Annotated in this window: 15 protein-coding genes; 7 read left to right on the top strand and 8 right to left on the bottom strand. The window is 65.3% G+C overall.

All coding sequences use genetic code 11. The features are described 5' to 3' along the window. Nucleotides 1-2 precede the first annotated feature (2 nt). Together PJE01S_RS01305 and PJE01S_RS01300 are read right to left on the bottom strand one after the other, a co-directional pair. Nucleotides 3-854 carry an ABC transporter permease gene (locus tag PJE01S_RS01305; RefSeq protein ID WP_157090200.1) on the bottom strand — a complete coding sequence of 284 codons (852 nt, stop codon included), beginning with the start codon at nt 852-854 and terminating at the stop codon, nt 3-5. 38 nt (nt 855-892) lie between these two features. Further along, nucleotides 893-1,990, bottom strand: coding sequence for an ABC transporter ATP-binding protein (locus tag PJE01S_RS01300; protein WP_068831325.1), 1,098 nt, complete (start codon nt 1,988-1,990; stop codon nt 893-895). A gap of 196 nt (nt 1,991-2,186) precedes the next feature. Here PJE01S_RS01300 and PJE01S_RS01295 point away from each other — a divergent pair, with 196 nt between their 5' ends. Beyond that, nucleotides 2,187-3,008, top strand: coding sequence for an IclR family transcriptional regulator (locus tag PJE01S_RS01295; protein WP_068831324.1), 822 nt, complete (start codon nt 2,187-2,189; stop codon nt 3,006-3,008). An 18-nt stretch (nt 3,009-3,026) separates the two neighbouring features. Here the strand turns inward: PJE01S_RS01295 and PJE01S_RS01290 are convergent, their stop codons facing one another. Further along, nucleotides 3,027-3,941: a LysR family transcriptional regulator gene (locus tag PJE01S_RS01290; RefSeq protein WP_245660524.1), complete on the bottom strand. Its 915-nt coding sequence runs from the start codon at nt 3,939-3,941 to the stop codon at nt 3,027-3,029. Nucleotides 3,942-4,023: 82 nt separating this feature from the next. Between PJE01S_RS01290 and PJE01S_RS01285 the strand changes: the two genes are divergently transcribed. The 4 genes from PJE01S_RS01285 to amaB are packed head-to-tail and all read left to right on the top strand — an operon-like array spanning nt 4,024 to nt 9,258. Further along, on the top strand, nt 4,024-5,055 hold the full coding sequence (locus tag PJE01S_RS01285) for a DUF1338 domain-containing protein (protein WP_084389290.1): 1,032 nt from the start codon (nt 4,024-4,026) through the stop codon (nt 5,053-5,055). Beyond that, nucleotides 5,052-6,482, top strand: coding sequence for an FAD-binding oxidoreductase (locus PJE01S_RS01280; RefSeq protein WP_068831322.1), 1,431 nt, complete (start codon nt 5,052-5,054; stop codon nt 6,480-6,482). The genes PJE01S_RS01285 and PJE01S_RS01280 overlap by 4 nt, the downstream gene beginning before the upstream one ends. Next, a complete protein-coding gene (locus tag PJE01S_RS01275; RefSeq protein ID WP_068831321.1) occupies nt 6,479-7,690 on the top strand; it encodes an aminotransferase-like domain-containing protein in 1,212 nt (403 codons plus the stop codon). The genes PJE01S_RS01280 and PJE01S_RS01275 overlap by 4 nt, the downstream gene beginning before the upstream one ends. Before the next feature lie 56 nt (nt 7,691-7,746). Continuing rightward, the gene (gene amaB / locus PJE01S_RS01270; protein ID WP_068831320.1) at nt 7,747-9,258 is read left to right on the top strand and encodes an L-piperidine-6-carboxylate dehydrogenase; all 1,512 of its coding nucleotides are present in this window, start codon (nt 7,747-7,749) and stop codon (nt 9,256-9,258) included. A 128-nt stretch (nt 9,259-9,386) separates the two neighbouring features. Here amaB and PJE01S_RS01265 read toward each other — a convergent pair whose 3' ends face one another. Further along, nucleotides 9,387-10,766, bottom strand: a complete 1,380-nt coding sequence (locus PJE01S_RS01265) for a bifunctional DedA family/phosphatase PAP2 family protein (protein ID WP_068831319.1) — start codon at nt 10,764-10,766, stop codon at nt 9,387-9,389. A gap of 43 nt (nt 10,767-10,809) precedes the next feature. Next, nucleotides 10,810-11,412 carry a phosphatase PAP2 family protein gene (locus PJE01S_RS01260; protein ID WP_068831318.1) on the bottom strand — a complete coding sequence of 201 codons (603 nt, stop codon included), beginning with the start codon at nt 11,410-11,412 and terminating at the stop codon, nt 10,810-10,812. 197 nt (nt 11,413-11,609) lie between these two features. Here PJE01S_RS01260 and PJE01S_RS01255 point away from each other — a divergent pair, with 197 nt between their 5' ends. Continuing rightward, nucleotides 11,610-13,079, top strand: coding sequence for an RNB domain-containing ribonuclease (locus PJE01S_RS01255; protein WP_068831317.1), 1,470 nt, complete (start codon nt 11,610-11,612; stop codon nt 13,077-13,079). Nucleotides 13,080-13,106: 27 nt separating this feature from the next. Then, nucleotides 13,107-14,519, top strand: coding sequence for a phospholipase D-like domain-containing protein (locus PJE01S_RS01250; RefSeq protein WP_245660522.1), 1,413 nt, complete (start codon nt 13,107-13,109; stop codon nt 14,517-14,519). A 286-nt stretch (nt 14,520-14,805) separates the two neighbouring features. On the opposite strand, the gene PJE01S_RS01245 is transcribed toward PJE01S_RS01250, so the two are convergent. From PJE01S_RS01245 to PJE01S_RS01235, 3 genes are all read right to left on the bottom strand, one after another. Beyond that, nucleotides 14,806-15,585 carry an enoyl-CoA hydratase gene (locus tag PJE01S_RS01245; protein ID WP_068831315.1) on the bottom strand — a complete coding sequence of 260 codons (780 nt, stop codon included), beginning with the start codon at nt 15,583-15,585 and terminating at the stop codon, nt 14,806-14,808. 81 nt (nt 15,586-15,666) lie between these two features. Next, a complete protein-coding gene (locus tag PJE01S_RS01240) occupies nt 15,667-16,506 on the bottom strand; it encodes an acyl-CoA thioesterase (protein WP_068831314.1) in 840 nt (279 codons plus the stop codon). 94 nt (nt 16,507-16,600) lie between these two features. Further along, nucleotides 16,601-17,800 (bottom strand): acetyl-CoA C-acyltransferase, encoded by a 1,200-nt coding sequence (locus PJE01S_RS01235; RefSeq protein ID WP_068831313.1) that lies wholly within the window; start codon nt 17,798-17,800, stop codon nt 16,601-16,603. Nucleotides 17,801-17,870: the final 70 nt, after the last annotated feature.

Here is a 17,870-nt window from a genome sequence, read left to right as displayed (position 1 = left end):
GATTACCCCATCGCCTTTTTGTAGGAGCGCTCAAGCACGCGGTTGTAGCTGAGCATCAAGGCCAGGTTGGCCAGCAGCAGCGTCAGCGCAATCGCCGCGCCCAAAGGCCAGTTGAGTTCGTGCAGGTATTCGTCGTACACCACCGTGGCCACCATCTTCAGGCGCCGCCCGCCCAGCAGGCCGGGAATGGCAAAGGCGCTGGCGGAGAGGCCGAACACGATCAGGCTGCCGGACAGCACACCGGGCAACACCTGCGGAAAAATCACGCGCCGCACCGTGGTGAAATGCGAAGCCCTGAGCGACAGCGCGGCGTCTTCCACGCCGGGATCGAGCTTTTGCAGCGAGGTCCACACCGGGATCACCATGAAGGGCAGCATCACATGCACCAGCGCGATGACGACCGCGGCTTCGGTGTAGAGAATGCGCATGGGCGGCAGGCCCACGGCGCGCACCACCTGGTTCACCAGGCCCTCGGGGCCCAGCAGCATGCTCCAGCCGAAGGCGCGCACCACCACCGAGACCAGCAGCGGCGCCAGCACCACCAGCAACAAGATGGAGCGCCACGGGCTGCGCATGCGGCTCAGCACATAGGCCTCTGGCGCGCCGACCAGCACGCAGATCAGCGTGGTGAGCGCCGATATCCACAAGGTGCGCCAGAAGATGGCATGGTAGTAATCGTCCGTCAGCACCGCGGCGTAATGCGCCAGCGTGAAACTGTTCTTGACGCCGGTGGCATGGTCGAACATCTGAAAGGACAGCACGGCCGTGAGCGCCAGCGGCACCAGCAGCAGGCAGGCAAACAGCACGAAGGCCGGCGCCGACAACAGCCACGGTGCGCGCGAGGTCCCGGACATCGAAACGGCAGGTAGCGGCGCGGCTATGGATGCAGCGCTCATGCCACCGCCTCCAGCGCACGCTGCGGCTCATGCGCCAAATGCCTGGCTCCGGGCAACAGGCGCACCTGCTGCACCGGCCAGTCCAGGCCTATGCCCTGGCCCTCTTCGGCAGGCACTGCGCCGTCATTGGGGCAGACCACCACCAGCTCACCGGCGGCCGTTGCCACCTGGTAAAGCCACTGGCTGCCCAGGAAAAAGCGCTCGCGCACCGTACCGGCAAGACATCCCTGGCCCTGGGGCACAAGCCGGATTTTTTCGGGCCGCAGGCTCAGCACCACGGCGTCGCCCGCGGCGGCCCCCGGCGCCTCGACCTCCAGCGACACCGTGCCCAGGTTCACCGTGGCCCACGCGCCGATGGCCGTGACCCGGCCTTCCAGCAGGTTGGCCTTGCCGACAAAGCTGGAGATGAAGCGCGTTTGCGGATGCTCGTAGAGGCGGTGCGGCTGGTCGATTTGCGTGACACGGCCGGCTTCCATCACCACCACGCGGTCGCTGATGGACATGGCCTCGGTCTGGTCGTGCGTCACCATCACCGTGGTGGTGCCCACCTTGCGCTGGATCTGCCGCAGCTCGAACTGCATTTCCTCGCGCAGCTTGGCGTCCAGGTTGGACAACGGCTCGTCAAGCAGCAGCACCGGCGGCTCGATCACCAGGGCCCGGGCCAGGGCAACCCGCTGGCGCTGGCCGCCGGAGAGCTCGCGCGGGTAGCGCGTGGCATGCGCCTCCAGGTGCACCAGCGCCAGCGCGGCCTTCACACGTTCAGCGCGCTCGCTTTTGGGCACGCGCAGCATTTCCAGGCCAAAGCTCACGTTGTCGTGCACGCTCATGTGCGGAAACAGCGCGTAGCTCTGGAACACGATGCCCAGGCCGCGGGTATTCGGTTTGGCATGGGTGATGTTGCGGCCATCCAGCGTGATGCGGCCGGCGGTGACGTCGGCAAAACCCGCAATCATTTGCAGCGTTGTGGTCTTGCCGCAGCCCGAGGGCCCGAGCAGCGAGACAAATTCGCCTTTTTCCACCGACAGGTTCATGTCGATCACGGCGCGCGTGGCGCCATAGGCCTTGTTCACATTCGTCAGGGTCAGGAAAGACATCGGCAAGCTCCGAAAACAGGGTGCGATCAGCGCCGCGACATGCAACGCGATGACACTTTGATGACGCTTATGCTAGGGCATGATAGAAAAAATCGTCAACAGGTTATTCCGTATATAGAGATATTTTTTTAATTTATTCTGACCAACGGAATTTCTATAAAATTACTTCAAACTTCATTCCGATGAAAGAAATGCCATGAAAGACGAAGACAGCGCCTCCAGCAGCGTGCAGCGGGCTTTTGCCATCCTCCGGGCGCTGGCCAGCACCCAGGCCAAGGGCGGGCGCATCACCCATATTGCAAAGGCCACCGGCCTGACGCAGGCCACCACCCACCGCCTGCTGCAAAGCCTGGTGGCCGAGCATGTCGTGGAGCAGGACGCCCCCTCCAAGCTCTACCGCCTGAGCATTGATTTTTTTGCGCTGGCCGCGCAGGCCGGCAATTCCATGGACTTGCGCGCGCTGTGCCGCCCGTCCATGCTGCGGCTGTGCGCCAGCCTGGGCGACACCATCTTCCTGCTGGTGCGCAGCGGCTTCGATGCGGTATGCCTGGACCGCAGCGAAGGGCCGTTTCCGATCCGCTCATTCACCGGCGACATCGGCGGCCGGGTGGCGCTGGGCATGGGCCAGGGCAGCCTGGCCATCCTGGCATTCCTGCCGGAGCGCGAACGCGAGGAGGTGATCCGCTACAACCTGCCGCGGGTGCGCGAATACGGCGTCTATGACGAGGTCTACCTGCGCACGGAAATCGAACGCGTGCGCGAGCTGGGTTATGCCGGGCGCAACACCAATCTGCTCGACGGCATGGCCGGCGTCGGCGTGCCGGTGCTGGACCGCGAAGGCCGCGCCGTGGCCGCGCTCAGTGTCGGCACGATTTCCTCACGGCTCAGCCCCGACCGCCTGCCGACGGTGGTGGAACTGCTCAAGCGCGAGGCCACGGCCATTGGCGCGCAGCTCAATCCTTTTGACACCACCCTGCGCCGGCCGGCGCAAAGCCTGGCGCCGCAGGACAGCGACTGAGACTGCGCACGGCTGCACTTACGCCGGTGCGGCCGCCTGCTCGCGCAGCCAGTGGCGCAGTTTCAGCAGGGGGCGCCAATTGGCCTTTTGTGTGGGCCAGACCAGGTAATAGGCAAAGTCGGACGTCAATGACAGCTCAAACGGCACGGCCAGGGTACCGTCGGCAATCTCGTCGGCCACCAGAAAGCGCGGCAACACGGCCAGCCCCAGCCCCGCCTTGACGGCCTGGGCGATCATGGAAAACAACTCGTACTTCGGGCCAACACTGGCACCTTGCGCGTCATCGATGCCGGCCAGGCGCAGCCAGTCGCGCCAGGCGTGCGGGCGCGTGCTCTGGTGGATCAGCGTGAACTTCAGCACGTCGGCCGGCCGCCGCAGCTGGCGCTTTTTCATCAGCGACGGGCTGCACACCACCACGCTGTCCTCGCCCATCAGGTACTCCGACTCGGTGCCGGGCCAGTCGGGCCGGCCGTAGTGAATCGCCGCATCCAGGCCAGTCAGCGAAAAGTCAAAAGGCAGCAGGCGGGTGGACAGGTTCAGCGTCACATGCGGATGCGCCTTGAGGAAGGAGGGCATGCGGGGAATCAGCCACTTGGTCGCAAAGGTGGGCACCACGCCGAGCTCCAGCGTGCCGCCCTCGCCCTTGGACGAGGCCAGGTCCAGAATCGCCGCTTCCAATGCATCCAGCGCGGGACTGACGCGCGACAGCAGCGAGCGCCCGGCGTCGGTCAACACCAGCTGGCGCGGCAGGCGCAGAAAGAGGCTCACATCGAGGTCCTGCTCCAGGCCCAGGATCTGGTGACTGATAGCGCTCTGACTCACCGACAAGTCTTGCGCCGCCAAGGTGAAACTGCCGCGATGTGCCGCCGCTTCAAAGGCCAACAAGGCTTGGGTGGAAGGAATTTTTCTCCGCATCACATGAATGTATCTCATGCATTCATCGAAATACATCCTTTGCGCAGGCCCCTGAATTTCCCGAGAATTCCACTTCTGCAAGCCAAAACTCCCCTGACAAATGACCAACCTTCAGACTCTCCTTGAAAGCTGCCTGCCCCCCGAAGCGGTACAACAAATCCATGAGCAGATGTACGTCCATCCCGCTCTGCAGTCCGGTGTGCCCGGCACGGTGACGCGCGCCGAGCTGGCCCAGGCCCTGAACATGGCCTTGTTCCATGGCTTGTTGCAGCGGGTACCCGCGGCGCAGGACTACATGGCCAGCGATGTGGTCGGGCAGCAACGGCAAGTGGTCTTCGATCATGGCGCGCTGCGCACGGTGCGCTGGCCCGGCGGCGCGCTGCCGGCCGGCGAAGCGGCGTTCACCCGATTGCTGCGCCCGCTGGGTTTCACGCTGGAAGGCACCTACCCCCTGCCACGCCTGAAGATGACCGGCCGCGCCTACTGCCACGAGGATTTTCCACAGGAGATTGCGCAATTCTTTGTGTCGGAACTGCATCCGGAGCAGTTCTCGGCCCCCTTCCAGAGCGCCGTCACGCGGGTGCTGTCCACATCGCGCGACCCGCTGGGCCCACAGGACGTGGCCGACCTGGAGCAACTGGCGCGCGACGGTAAGTTGCCACTGCAACAGGCCTTGCGGCTGCTGCCGACGATGCTCCAATGCTTTGCCCGCCAGCATGGCGTGTTTGCGCTGGAAGACTACGAGCTGCTGCTGGCCGAATCCGCTGAAATGGCCTGGATCGCCACCGAAGGCAATGCCTTCAACCACGCCACCGACCGCGTCAGCGACGTCGATGCGGTCGCCGAGCGCCAGCGCGAACTGGGCCGTCCCATCAAGGACAAAGTGGAGGTGTCGGCCAGCGGCCGCGTGCGCCAGACCGCGTTTCGCGCGGCGACCGTGCAGCGCGAATTCCTCACGCCTGCAGGCCGGGTCACGCGTGCGGTGCCGGGCTCGTTTTATGAATTCATCACCCGCGCCGAACTGGCGGTGGGCACCGCAGCCAACGACCCGGTACAAGGTCCGCGCCTTGACCTGGCTTTTGATGCCGGCAACGCCACCGGCATTTTTGGCATGACCGCCGCCGCGAAATGAGCGGGACTGGAGCATCGCACGCGCCTGGCTTCACCGCTCAGGCCGCAGCACTGATAGGCACCCAATATGTCAGCACCGGCGCCGCCATTGAGCCGCGTTACCTGCAGCCTGCACGCTATGGCGCGGGGCAGGCGCTGGCGGTGGTCAAGCCCGCGACGACCGAAGAAGTGTCTGCCCTGGCCGCACTGGCGCAAGCGTGCGGCATTGACCTGATCACCCAGGGCGCCCACACCGGCCTGGTGCTGGGCGCCACGCCCTGCGATGCCGCGCGCCATGTGGTGCTGAGCACCGACCGGCTGCGCCAGCGCTTTGAGCTGGACCCGCTGGACCGGGTGCTGCGCGTGAGCGCCGGCTTTCGCCTGTCGGAAATCAATGAACGCCTGCACGATGCAGGCCTGAGCTTTCCCATCGACCTCTCGGCCGACCCGAGCATGGGCGGCATGCTGGCCGCCAACACGGGCGGCACGCGCATGCTGCGTTATGGCGACGTGCGTGCCAACACGCTCGGCCTCACGGTGGTGCTGGGCGAGCCGGCCGGAGAAGTGCTGCAGCTGGAGCCGGCCTGGATGAAGAACAATGCGGGCCTGGATTTCAAGCACCTGTTCATCGGCAGCAACGGCGCCTTGGGCGTGGTCACCGAGGCCGTGATCAAGCTGCACCCGCTGCCGGCGCAGCGGGTGGCCGCCCTGGTGGCGCCCGCATCGCAGGAAGCCGTGTGGCCGCTCTATGCGGCGGCCGGTGCGCGGCTGGGCGATACCGTCTCCGCATTCGAAGGCATCTCGCGCCGCGCACTGCAGCTGGCCGTGGCCCATGGCGCTGCGGGCCCGCTGCCTTTTGGCAGCGACGCACCCGACTATGCGGTGCTGCTGGAGCTGTCGAGCCCGCTGGCCGCCAGCGAGCTGGACCTGCCGCAGGTGCTGGAGAATTTCCTGCAGGCGCAGATGGAAGCCGGCCTGGTCGCCGACGCGGTGGTCGGCCGCGATGAAGCGCTGTGGCGCATCCGCCATGGCATTGGCGAAGGCCTGCGTGCGCACGGCCATGTGCTGGGGCTGGACCTTTCATTTGCCCGCGCACAGTACTGGCCTTTTGTGGCGAGTGCGCGCACCTGGCTGGCGCAGCACCTGCCGCAGGTCGAGATCGCCGATTTTGGCCACCTGGGCGACGGCGGCGTGCATTTCAACCTGGTGTGGCCGCACGGCTGCGCGTTCAACCCGCGCGCTTTTGACGAGGCGCGTGCCGCGATGTACCGCCTGGCGGTCGAAGAACATGGTGGCTGCTTTTCCGCCGAGCATGGCGTGGGGCCGCATGTGCAGGCCCTTTATGACCGCTACACGCCGCCCTCGCAGGCCGCGCTGGCGCAGCGCCTGGTCGACGTACTGGCGCCACGCGGCGGCTTCAGCCGCGCGCGCTATGGGATGGCCGCATGACGGCCGCAAGCGGACCAATCCGCCCGCTCTACGCCCAAGCCAGCGGCTCGCCGATTCGCGCCATGCTGGCGCTGGCCGGGCAGGAAGGCATGATTTCGCTGGCCGGCGGGCACCCCGATCCCGCGCTGTTGCCGGCCGACTGGCTGCGCGAATGCCTGCTGGAAGTGGCCTCCGGCGTGCAGGGGCGCAGCCTTCAATACGGTGCGACCGAAGGCCTGCCCGCGCTGCGAGCGGCCAGCGCGGAACTGCTGCGGCAGCGCGGCCTGCAGGCCCAGATGGAAGAAGTGCTGATCACCACCGGCTCGCAGCAGGCCATCGATTTACTGGCGCGCGTCCTGATGGAGCCCGGCGCCGGCATCGCCGTCGAGCCCTTCAACTACCCGGCCGCCCTGCAGGCCTTTCGCTTTGCGGGTGCACAGCTGGTGCAAGTGCCTGCCGACGCCCAGGGGATGAATGTGGACCGGCTGGAGGCCGTGCTGACAGCCGCCCGCCCCAAGGTCCTTTATATCGTGCCCAATTTTGCCAACCCCACCGGCGCGGTGATGCCGCTGGCGCGGCGCCTGCGGCTGCTGGAACTTGCCGTGCGGCACGGCGTCACGCTGGTCGAAGACGACCCTTATGGCGAGCTCTGGTTTGGCGAGCCGCCGCCGCCCTCGCTGGCGCAGCTCAACCAGCAGGCCGGATCGCCGGCGCAGGTCGCCTACACGACGAGTTATTCCAAGGTGGTGGCCCCGGCCCTGCGCCTGGGCATGCTGCTCGCACCGCCCGACATCGCCCGCGCCATCGTGCTGGCCAAGCAGGCGGCCGATGTACACAGCGGCTCGCTGGAACAACTGACCCTGACGGCCATGCTGGCCTCGGGCCGCCTTGCTGCCCACCTGGGCATGCTGCGCCAGGCCTACGCCTTGAAAGCCAGCGCGCTGGCCGGTGCCCTGCACAGCCACTGCGATGGGCTGATCGAATTCAGCGAACCCCGGGGCGGCATGTTCGTCTGGGCCCAACTCGGCAGCGAACTTCCGCTCATGTCAACGCAGGCCTGGACGGACTTCGGGCTGAAGCACCGCGTGCTGGCCGTGCCGGGCGCGGCATTCAGCCTGCACAACAGGGCGCAAGCCCGGCTGCGGCTGAGTTTCGCCAATCCCTCTGTGGAAGATCTCCGGGAGGGCGCGCTGCGCCTGGGCCGGGGATTGCGCAGCCTGCAGGCATAAACTGCTCTTTATCCCGCCAACAATTCATTTCACGCTCCCTACGAAAGGACTTCATCATGAGTCATGCCAACGACGTTTCGTCCATTTTCCAGGCACTGGGCATCAACGCCGACACCGACAGCAAGGCGACCGCGGCCATCGATGTTCACACCCCCATTGACGGCAGCCGCCTCGCGCGCATCGCGGCGACAAGCCCTACCGAACTCGATGCGGCTCTCAACCGGTCGCACCAGCGCTTTCTGAGCTGGCGCGATGTGCCCGCCCCCAAGCGCGGCGAGCTGGTGCGCGCCTTCGGTGAAACCGTGCGGCGCCACAAGCCCGAGCTCGGGCGGCTGATCTCGCTGGAAACCGGCAAGATCCTGCAGGAGGGCCTGGGCGAGGTGCAGGAGGTGATAGACATTTGCGAATTCGCGGTCGGCCTGTCGCGCCAGCTCTACGGCCTGACGATTGCCAGCGAGCGGCCCGATCACAAGCTGCTGGAGACCTGGCATCCGGTGGGCGTGGTCGGCATCATCTCGGCCTTCAATTTCCCGATGGCAGTGTTCGCCTGGAACGCCGCGCTGGCCCTGGTCTGCGGCAACACCCTGGCCTGGAAGCCTTCCGAGAAGACACCGCTGTCGGCCATCGCACTGAACGGCCTGCTGCTGCGCAGCGCCAAGGAACTGGGGCTGGATGCTGACGGCCTGAGCGAACTGTTGATCGGCGAGCGCGCCATCGGCGAGGCACTGGTGAACCACCCCCATGTGAAGCTGGTCAGCGCGACCGGCTCCACCGCCATGGGCAAGAATGTGGCGATGGCCTGCGCAGCGCAGTTCAAGCGCTCGCTGCTGGAGCTGGGCGGCAACAATGCCGCCATCGTCTGCCCCTCGGCCAACCTGGAGCTGGTGGTGCGCGGCGCGGCCTTTGCCGCCGCCGGCACGGCCGGCCAGCGCTGCACCAGTCTGCGCCGCCTGATCGTGCACCGCTCCATCTACCCGGCGCTGGTGGAACGCCTGGTGGCAGTATTCGCGCGCCTGCCGGTGGGCAATCCGCTGACCGAAGGAACGCTGGTCGGCCCGCTGATTGATGGCCGCGCGTTTGAGGCCATGCAAGGCGCGCTGACAGGTGCGAAGGGCCTGGGTGCCAAGGTGCATTTTGGCCAGCGCGAGCAAGGCGCCGGCTCGGCCCACTATGTGCGGCCCGCCATCGTGGAGCTGGCCGAGCAAGCCGGGCCCATGCTGCATGAAACCTTCGCACCCATCCTCTACGTCGTGCCTTATGACGACTTCGACGATGCCATCGCCATGAACAATGCGGTGGTGCATGGCTTGTCTTCCGCTGTCTTCACCCAGGACTTGCGCGAGGCCGAACGCTTTACCTCGGCGCGCGGCTCCGACTGCGGCATCGCCAATGTCAACATCGGCACCAGCGGCGCGGAAATCGGCGGTGCTTTCGGCGGTGAAAAGGAAACCGGTGGCGGCCGCGAGTCGGGTTCGGACGCCTGGAAGGCCTACATGCGCCGCGCCACCAACACGGTCAACTACGGGGCCAGCCTGCCGCTGGCGCAAGGCATTCGTTTCGAAATTTAAGGGCCAAACCGCCGCTGCCGCAAATTCCTTTCAGCGAGCGGCGGCGACTTTTTCAATGCGCCCTGCGGCGAGGGTCGATGCCTGCGGGGGGTGCCTGCGCCTAGACATCATGGTCGCTCGATAGGCCTTCATTTCTGACCTGGCCCCGAAAGGCGGTGCACCCAATAGGTATGCAGTCCTGTCAGGCACAGCGTCAGCCATGCGACGCCCTCCGCAAAAGCGGCCAGCACATCGCTCAGGTAATGGACGCCAAGATACATGCGGGTCAGCGCCACCAGCACCACCAGCGTGATGGCAGCCAGCACTATCGTCACGCGCCACCGCCAGGCCTTGATCTTCGCTACCAGCATCGCAGCAACCACGCCATAGAACAAGGTGGCGCCCGCCACATGACCGCTGGGGAAGCTATAGCTTGTCAGCACAAGAAGCGGGACATCGAAACTCGGACGGGCACGATGAAACGCATACTTCATGAGGACATTGAGCAGCATCCCGAACGGTACGGTCACACTCAAGGCAATCAACCAATACCAGACCCTCTTCCAGGCCAGATACACGGCCACCAGCATTGCAGCCACGGTGACGGGGATGGGGTCGTGGATGTGCGTCACCGCCAGCATGGCCTGGGTCAAGCGCGGTGCGGTATGGGCGTGGAACCATTGAGCCACGCGCCAATCGACGAGGGTCAGCGGATCACCGCTGACGACATCTTCGGCAATACCGCCGAACAGCCAGCTGGCGCCAGTCAGTACCAGGGCACCTGTCGTGAGTTGCAGGCCAAGATAACCGCGAGGGGACAGCCTGGCCTGGATAAAGGCGATTTGTGAGGCAAAGCGGACGCGCAGCGCATGGACACGCGGCCGCTGAATAAAACCGTTCCAGGCGTGCTTGATGAAGGCCTCATGATGCGCGGCCCAGCGCCATAGCCAGACCAGCAACAGCGCAAAGACCACGATGCCGCCCAGCAATGTGCTGGCTCGCCCCATCCACCGCTCGGCGGCTTGCCAGCCGGCCCCCAAAAAGTACCCCAGCAACGTGACCGCAGACGCCCAAAGCACAGCGCCGGCAACGTTATAGGGCAGGAACTTTCTATAGGCCATCCGGGACAAGCCGGCCAGAAAGGGCACCAGGGCCCGGGCGAAGCCGACGAATCGCCCCAGAAACACGGCTTTGCGGCCATGCCGCGCAAAGAATTCATCCGCCCTGTGAATCCGTGTGTCGGTCAAACCCAATCGACCGCCATAGCGCACCAGCGCTGGCCGCCCCATCCAGCGTCCCATTTCATAACCGAGGCTGTCTCCGACGGCTGCCCCAAGGGCAACGACAGCCATCAGAACATCAAGATCGAGCAATCCCTGGGCCGCAAAAAAGCCGGCCACCAACACCAGGCTTTCACCGGGAATCACCAGGCCGATAAAGGCAGCCGATTCCAGCATCGCACCAAGGAAGATGACAAGATAGCCCCATTGGCCGAGACGCCCGAGCCAGGCAATCAGATGCTGCAGCATGAACGACTCATCCCTGCCCTGGCTACCGGGCTTTGGTGACTATTTAGCGGCGTAGCCAGCCCTGTTGTATGGGCAGCGCCAGCAACCGCCAGTAGATTTTTTCCACAAAAAGCGTCAGCCGCGGCCCGCCGGATCGCCAGGGCCTGGCGATGACAGCGTGGGCGAACAGGGCCACGCCGATGGCGCCCAGCATGTCCAGCGGGTAATGCACGCCCAGAAAAACACGCGCCCACCCCACACACAAAGCCGCTGCCAGCGTGAGCACGCCGAACCAGACCTCGCCGCCCAGCAACAGACTGATGCCGATACTGCTGAAGACGGTCATATGGTCGCTGGGAAACGACGAATCCGCAGCGTGCGCTATCCAGGTGTGTCCCAGACCGATGGCGAACGGACGAGGATGTGGCCACGCAAGGCCTATCAGCTGGTTCAAGCCGATGCCAAGCATGGCGACCAGAGCCGCCCTGAGGGCCAGATTGCGCCTGCCCTCGCGGCCCCACAGCCAGAGCCCGACCAGCAGCACCGGTATCAGATAAATCAAGTCATCGGCCACAAGGGCCGCTCTGTCGATGATCCATGCCGCCGTCCCCGGCCCCGCATTGATCTTCAGAAAAAAAGCGCGATTGAGAGTTTCAATGTGGTTCATAAAGGCGTATTTATGACACACCCATATTAGCGGAGCCTTAAAGCACAGTGCAGGTACGCAGGACCGAGTATCTTCAGCCCGCTATCTTCGCGAGTCGCAGGCGCAGCGAGTGAGTGATGACATTCAAGGCTTCCGGAGCCGCAACAATGGCCGCCCGACGGGCGTGAAACCTGTGCTGGCGGCGGTATAGTGAGCCGATGTACGCCAGCCACCACCACCGCTCCGACCTCGTCCGCATCGCCACCGGCGCCATGACCGAACGCGGGCTGGAACCCGAGTTTTCGGACCGCGTCCGCCAGCAGCTGGCCGCCATCACCGGCCCTGGCCACGAAGCCGGCCCGGAGATTCAGGACCTCACCGGACTGCTCTGGTGTTCCATCGACAACGACGATTCGCTGGACCTGGACCAGCTGACGGTCTGCGAGCCGCTGGCCGATGGCGCCGTCAGGATGCTGGTGGCCATTGCCGATGTGGATGTGCTGGTCAAAAAGGGAAGTCCCATCGATGACCACGCCCACATGAACACGACCTCGGTCTACACCTCGGCACGCATCTTCCCCATGCTGCCTGAGCGTCTGTCCACCGACCTGACTTCACTCAATGCCGGCGAGGACCGGCTGGCGCTGGTGACCGGGATGGTCTTCAACGCCGACGGCGCGCTGGCGAGTTCCAGCGTGTCCCGGGCGCTGGTGCGCAACAAGGCCAAGCTGACCTACGACGCCGTCGCCGCCTGGCTCGAAGGCGAAGGCGAACTGCCCGCCGCGGCCGCGGCCGTCCCCGGCATGGCGGCGCAACTGCGCACGCAGGACGCGCTCGCCCAGCAACTGCGTGTGCGGCGGCACACCGAAGGCGCGCTGGAGTTCGAGACCTTCCAGCCGCGTGCCGTGTTCGAGGGCGACAAGGTGGTTGACATTCGGCAACAGGCGCACAACCGGGCGCGCCAGCTGATCGAGGAGCTCATGATCGCGACCAACGGCTGCAACGCGCGCTTTCTGGCCGCGCAAGGCCGCGCATCGCTGCGCCGAGTGGTGCGCTCGCCGGAGCGCTGGCTGCGTATCGCGGGGGTGGCGAAAAACTACGGTGAATCGCTGCCGGCCGAGCCCGATGCCCAGGCGCTGGCGGCTTTTCTGGCCAGGCGCCGCAAGGCGGACCCGCTGCGCTTTCCCGATCTGTCGCTCGTCATTGTGAAGCTCATGGGCTCGGGCGAGTATGTGGTGGAGACGCCCGGCAGCACGCCCATAGGCCACTTCGGCCTGGCCGTGCGCAACTACACGCACGCCACCGCCCCGAACCGGCGCTTTCCCGACCTGGTCACCTCGCGGCTCATGAAGGCAGCGTTGACCGGCAAGCCGCCGCCCTACCCGGACGTCGAACTCGGAAAGCTGGCCCTGCACTGCAGCCAGCAGGAGGACGCGGCCCAGAAAGTGGAGCGGCAAATGCGCAAGTCCGAGGCGGCGCTGGTGCTCGAGTCGCGCCTCGGCCAGCACTTTGACGCCATCGTGACCGGCAATGCGGCCAAAGGCGTCTGGGTACGGATTTTTTCACCGCATGCCGAGGGCAAGCTGGTGGAGGGCGTGGCCGGCCTGGAGGTTGGAGAAAAGATCCGTGTCAAACTTGTGGCCACCAACGTGGAGCGCGGCTTCATCGACTTCGTGCGGGTAGATTGAGCCAGCCCGACGGCGCCCGGATCAGCCATGCTCGCTGAACTTCTGACCCGGCATTGGCCCGCCTTGCACGGGCTTGTGGCAATGCTGGGCCTTGCCGTTTACGTCATCGGGTCGCATGCACGGCGGCAGCGCCGTCATCCCTCGGCGGCCATCGCCTGGGTCGTGTCGCTCGCACTGATACCCTACCTGGCGCTTCCGCTGTACCTGCTGTTTGGCAGCCGCAAGGTCGTTCGTGCTTCGTCGGCGCGCCCGCCAGCAGCGCCCTTCAAAGCCCGGCACTCCGACACGTCCGCAGCAAGGTTCCAGCATCTCGCGGGGGCCATGGGCCTTCCGCCGGCGGCTTCCTACCAGCAGCTCGCAATTCATCAGGATGGGCACGACGCCCTCCAGGCGCTGCGCTCCGTGATAGGCGGGGCGCGCTCCAGCCTGGACCTCTGCACCTTCACTCTGGGACGCGATGCGCTGGGCAAGGAGGTCACGGACATGCTGGTGCAGCGCGCGCAGGATGGCGTGCGGGTGCGCCTGATGATTGACGGCATCGGCGTGTACCTGGGCGGGCATCCAGACCGCAGGCGTCTGGCTGCTGCCGGGGTGGAGGTGGCGCTCTTCGTTTCGCCCTTTCGATCCGCGCTGCCCGGCCGAACCAATCTGCGCAATCACCGCAAGATGGTGATTGCCGATGACCACAGGCTGTGGTCCGGCGGCCGCAATCTTGCCGCCGAGTACTTTGTCGGCGACCCAGCCTCCCATTCTCAAAACGCACCATGGATCGATTTGAGCTTTGACTTGCGGGGCGACCTTGCCCGCCAGGCCCGGGCGCAATTCGATCAGGACTGGGACTTCGCGACACAAGCACCCCGCAGCGATGCGCCCCATCCGCAAACCCCGGCACCGGCTTGCCCTGCGGCGGGAGCGCAGCTGATCGCCAGCGGCCCGGACCAGGCTGATGACACGCTGTATTCGCTGCTCGTTTCCAGTTGCTTCACCGCGCAAGCACGCATCATGGCGGTCACCCCTTATTTCGTGCCCGACGCCACCTTGCTGATGGCGCTGACGCTGGCCGCAAGGCGCGGGATTGCCGTGGACCTGGTGCTGCCGCGCCGCTCCAACCACCGGCTGGCCGATCTGGCGCGCCCGGCAGCGCTGCGCGAAATGTCGGCGGCGGGCGCCCGGGTGTGGCTGCTCGATGGAATGATCCATGCCAAGGCCGTCGCCGTGGACAACGAACTCGCGCTGGCGGGATCGGCCAACCTCGATGAACGCAGCCTGTTCCTCAACTACGAGATGATGGTTGCCTTTTTCGAATCCGCTGACGTCCATCGTTTCGCTCACTGGATCGAAAGGCAGCGGGCCGGCGCGACGCTCTACCGCGCGCAGCCACCGGGCGTGGTGCGTGAAATTTCCGAGGGCCTGATCCGGTGGCTGGCATTCCAGCTGTGAGCCGCCCGTGCAGCCCATGGAGGCGTAGTGTCTTGTCTTGCACACGACGCGCACCAAACGCTATTAATTCAATAGCACCCTGCGCTTATTCTGACTGTGCTGGCAGCATCTTTTATCCTCAAACCCGGGAAAATCCGGGCGGCGCTTTTAGCGAAAGTGCCGTCCCACTTCGTGGATCGTCCTTCGGACGCGTACTTCAGACCTTGCTGAAGTCCGGACGGCGTTTTTATAGAAAACGCTCTTATGTTTTGGAAAAGTCTGGCCGGCGTTTTTTGCGAAAGCGCCGTTAAACCTGGGAAAAATCCGGGCGGCGCTTTTCCATGAAGGCGGTGAAGGCTTCACGGGCTGCGGGCTCCTGCAGCATGCGGCCAAAGCTCGCACCTTCTTCGGCCATGCGTTCGGCGACGATGCCGGCATGGCCTTTTTTCATGAGGCGCTTGGTTTCCATCAGCGCGCTCAGCGGCTTGGCCGCCAGCTTCTGGGCCTGCCTTTGCGCCAGCGCGTTGACCTCGGTCGGCGGCACGATACGGTTGATCAGCCCGATCTCCAGCGCGGTCTCGGCCATGAAGGGCTCGCCCAGCAGCAGGGCTTCGGCGGCGCGCGGGTAGCCCATCAATTGCGGCACCAGAAAACTGGACGCGGCCTCGGGGCACAGGCCCAGGTTGACGAAGGGCATGGAAAACGCCGCGTTGTCGCCCGCATACACCAGGTCGCAGTGCAGCAGCATTGTCGTGCCTATGCCGACCGCCGGGCCGCACACCGCAGCCACGAGGGGCTTGGGGAAGCTGCTGATGCCGCGCAGAAAGCGGAACACCGGTGAGTCGGGCGTGGAGGGCGGCTTGTTCAAAAAATCGCCGATGTCGTTGCCGGCCGAGAAAATGCTTTCATGGCCCTGGATCACCACCACGCGCACGGCAGCGTCGTGGTTGGCCGCCTCCAGCGCATCGGCCAGGGCGTCGTACATGGCGGCGGTGATGGAGTTCTTCTTGTCCACGCGGTTCAGCGTGAGGGTCATGACGCCTGCGTCAACGTGGCTGAGGATGTCTGCAGAGGTGGATGTGCTCATGATGATTTCAGTGTTGAAAGACCAAGTTTAGGCAAGTGTAGGCGCCGCGGGAAGTGCCCGGCCAGATCCAAGACGGCAGGCCTACTCCTTGTAGTAAACGATCTGGCTGCTCGTGGCCAGCAGCGCCCCCGCTTCATTCCACAGCTGCGCGGTCTGGTCAAAAAAGCCGTTGCGAAAGGCCTGGGCCTTGGCCTGGCCGAATAAATGGCCCATGCCGCTTTGCGCCAGTTGCCGGCTGTCTGCATGAAAGTAGGTGGTGATGGAGACCGTTCCTGCGGGCACCCGCGTGGCGCGGCGCAGCCAGACACGCGGATAAAACACATCGGCCATGGCGGCCAGCGAAGCAAAGTCCAGCGGGCGCGGTGGCTCGTCGCGCACCCAGAGCTGGGTCAGGCTGCCTTCTTCACCGCCCTGGCCGCTGCCATCCCACACCTGCGGGATGGCGCCGCGCACCGGGCGCAGGTCGTAGCGGTTCGTCCATGCCGACGCTGAAAACCGGAGCCGGGCCGATGAATCCGAAAACCGCACGGAAGGCATGGGCGTATCGTTCACGTTCCAGGTTTCGCGTCGCGCGGCGGTCACCGCCGTCGCCGTCATCACCACGCCTTCAGCACCCGAGGTGTCGGCCTGCGACAACTCCACCGTCCAGTGCTGGGTGGAGCGGTTGGTGCGCACCGGTTTGGCAGTCACGGCAAACGGCCCTTCGGCCATGGCCGCGGCGTAATTCACCGTGAGCGCAATCGGCTCGCCCAGCAGGGCCGGGTGCAGCAGGATAGCGCGCAGCGCGGTGGCTGCCGTGGTGCCGCCAAACGGGCCGACCATGTTCCAGTAGTCGGGGCTGCTGTGGCCCAGCCAGGTGTCGGGCCGGTCGCTGCCCGCGGCTTCAAGCTGCAGGGCCTGGTCAAAGGGATGTATCGTCATGATCGTAGTGTGCGGCCAGGTAGTTCAGGCAGTCGTCTTTGTGACGGGATACCACTCCATCGGACCAACGCAACATGAGGTTCGTGCAGCAGCCCTACACCCGTTCGAAGATGCCGGCGGCGCCCTGCCCCATGCCCACGCACATGGTCACCATGCCGTACCTGAGTTGGTGGCGGTGCAATGCATGGATCACGGTCGCGGCGCGGACGGCGCCGGTGGCGCCCAGCGGGTGGCCCAGCGCAATCGCGCCGCCCATGGGGTTGACCTTGGCGGCATTCAAGCCCAGCGTGTTGATGACCGCCAGCGACTGCGCGGCAAAGGCTTCGTTCAACTCGATCCAGTCGATGTCGTCCTGCTTCAGGCCCGCATAGCGCAGCGCCGCGGGAATGGCTTCGATCGGGCCTATGCCCATGATGGCCGGCGGCACGCCCTTGGCGGCGTAGCTCACGAAACGGGCGAGCGGCTTGAGGCCGAATTCCTTGACGGCTTTTTCGCTGGCCAGGACGAGCGCACCGGCGCCGTCGGAGGTTTGCGAGCTGTTGCCCGCCGTCACCGAGCCGCGCGCCGCGAATACCGTCTTGAGTTTGGACAAGCCTTCGACGGTGGTGTCGGGTCGCGCACCTTCGTCCAGGCTCACGGTACGGGTTTTGGCGATGACTTCGCCGGTCTCCAGGTCGGCCGTACGGTCGGTCACTTCGACGGGGGTGATTTCATTGGCGAACTCGCCGGCCTGTTGCGCCTTGAGCGCCTTCATGTGGGACTCATAGGCAAACTGGTCCTGCGCCTCACGCGAGACCTTCCACTGCTGTGCCACCTTCTCGGCGGTCAGGCCCATGCCGTAGGCAATGCCGATGTTCTCGTCATTGGCAAACATGGCGGGCGACAGCGAGGGCGAGTTGCCCGACATGGGCACCATGCTCATGCTCTCGGTGCCGGCGGCAATCATCACGTCGGCCTCGCCGACACGGATGCGGTCAGCCGCCATCTGCACGGCCGACAGGCCCGAGGCGCAAAAGCGGTTGACGGTGATGCCGCCCACACTGGTGGGCAGGCCGGCCAGCACGGCGCCGATGCGCGCCACGTTCAGGCCTTGCGGGCCCTCGGGAATCGCGCAGCCGCAGATGATGTCTTCAATGGCCTTGGGGTCCAGCGAAGGCACTTGCGCCAACGCGGCCTGCAGGGCCTTGACCAGCAGGTCGTCGGGACGGGTGTTGCGGAAAAAGCCCCGGTGCGAGCGCCCTATGGGCGTGCGCGTGGCGGCGACGATATAGGCTTCCTGGATTTGTTTGCTCATGATGTTCCTTTAATGTGCTCTTGCTCCCTCTCCCGGGTGCGGGAGAGGGGACCTGCATCAGCAGGCGCTC

This window comes from Polaromonas jejuensis NBRC 106434, from assembly GCF_001598235.1.
GTDB lineage: Bacteria > Pseudomonadota > Gammaproteobacteria > Burkholderiales > Burkholderiaceae_C > Polaromonas > Polaromonas jejuensis.
The sequence above is the reverse complement of the archived record's forward strand: the minus strand, read 5'-3'. Positions and strand labels throughout refer to the sequence as shown.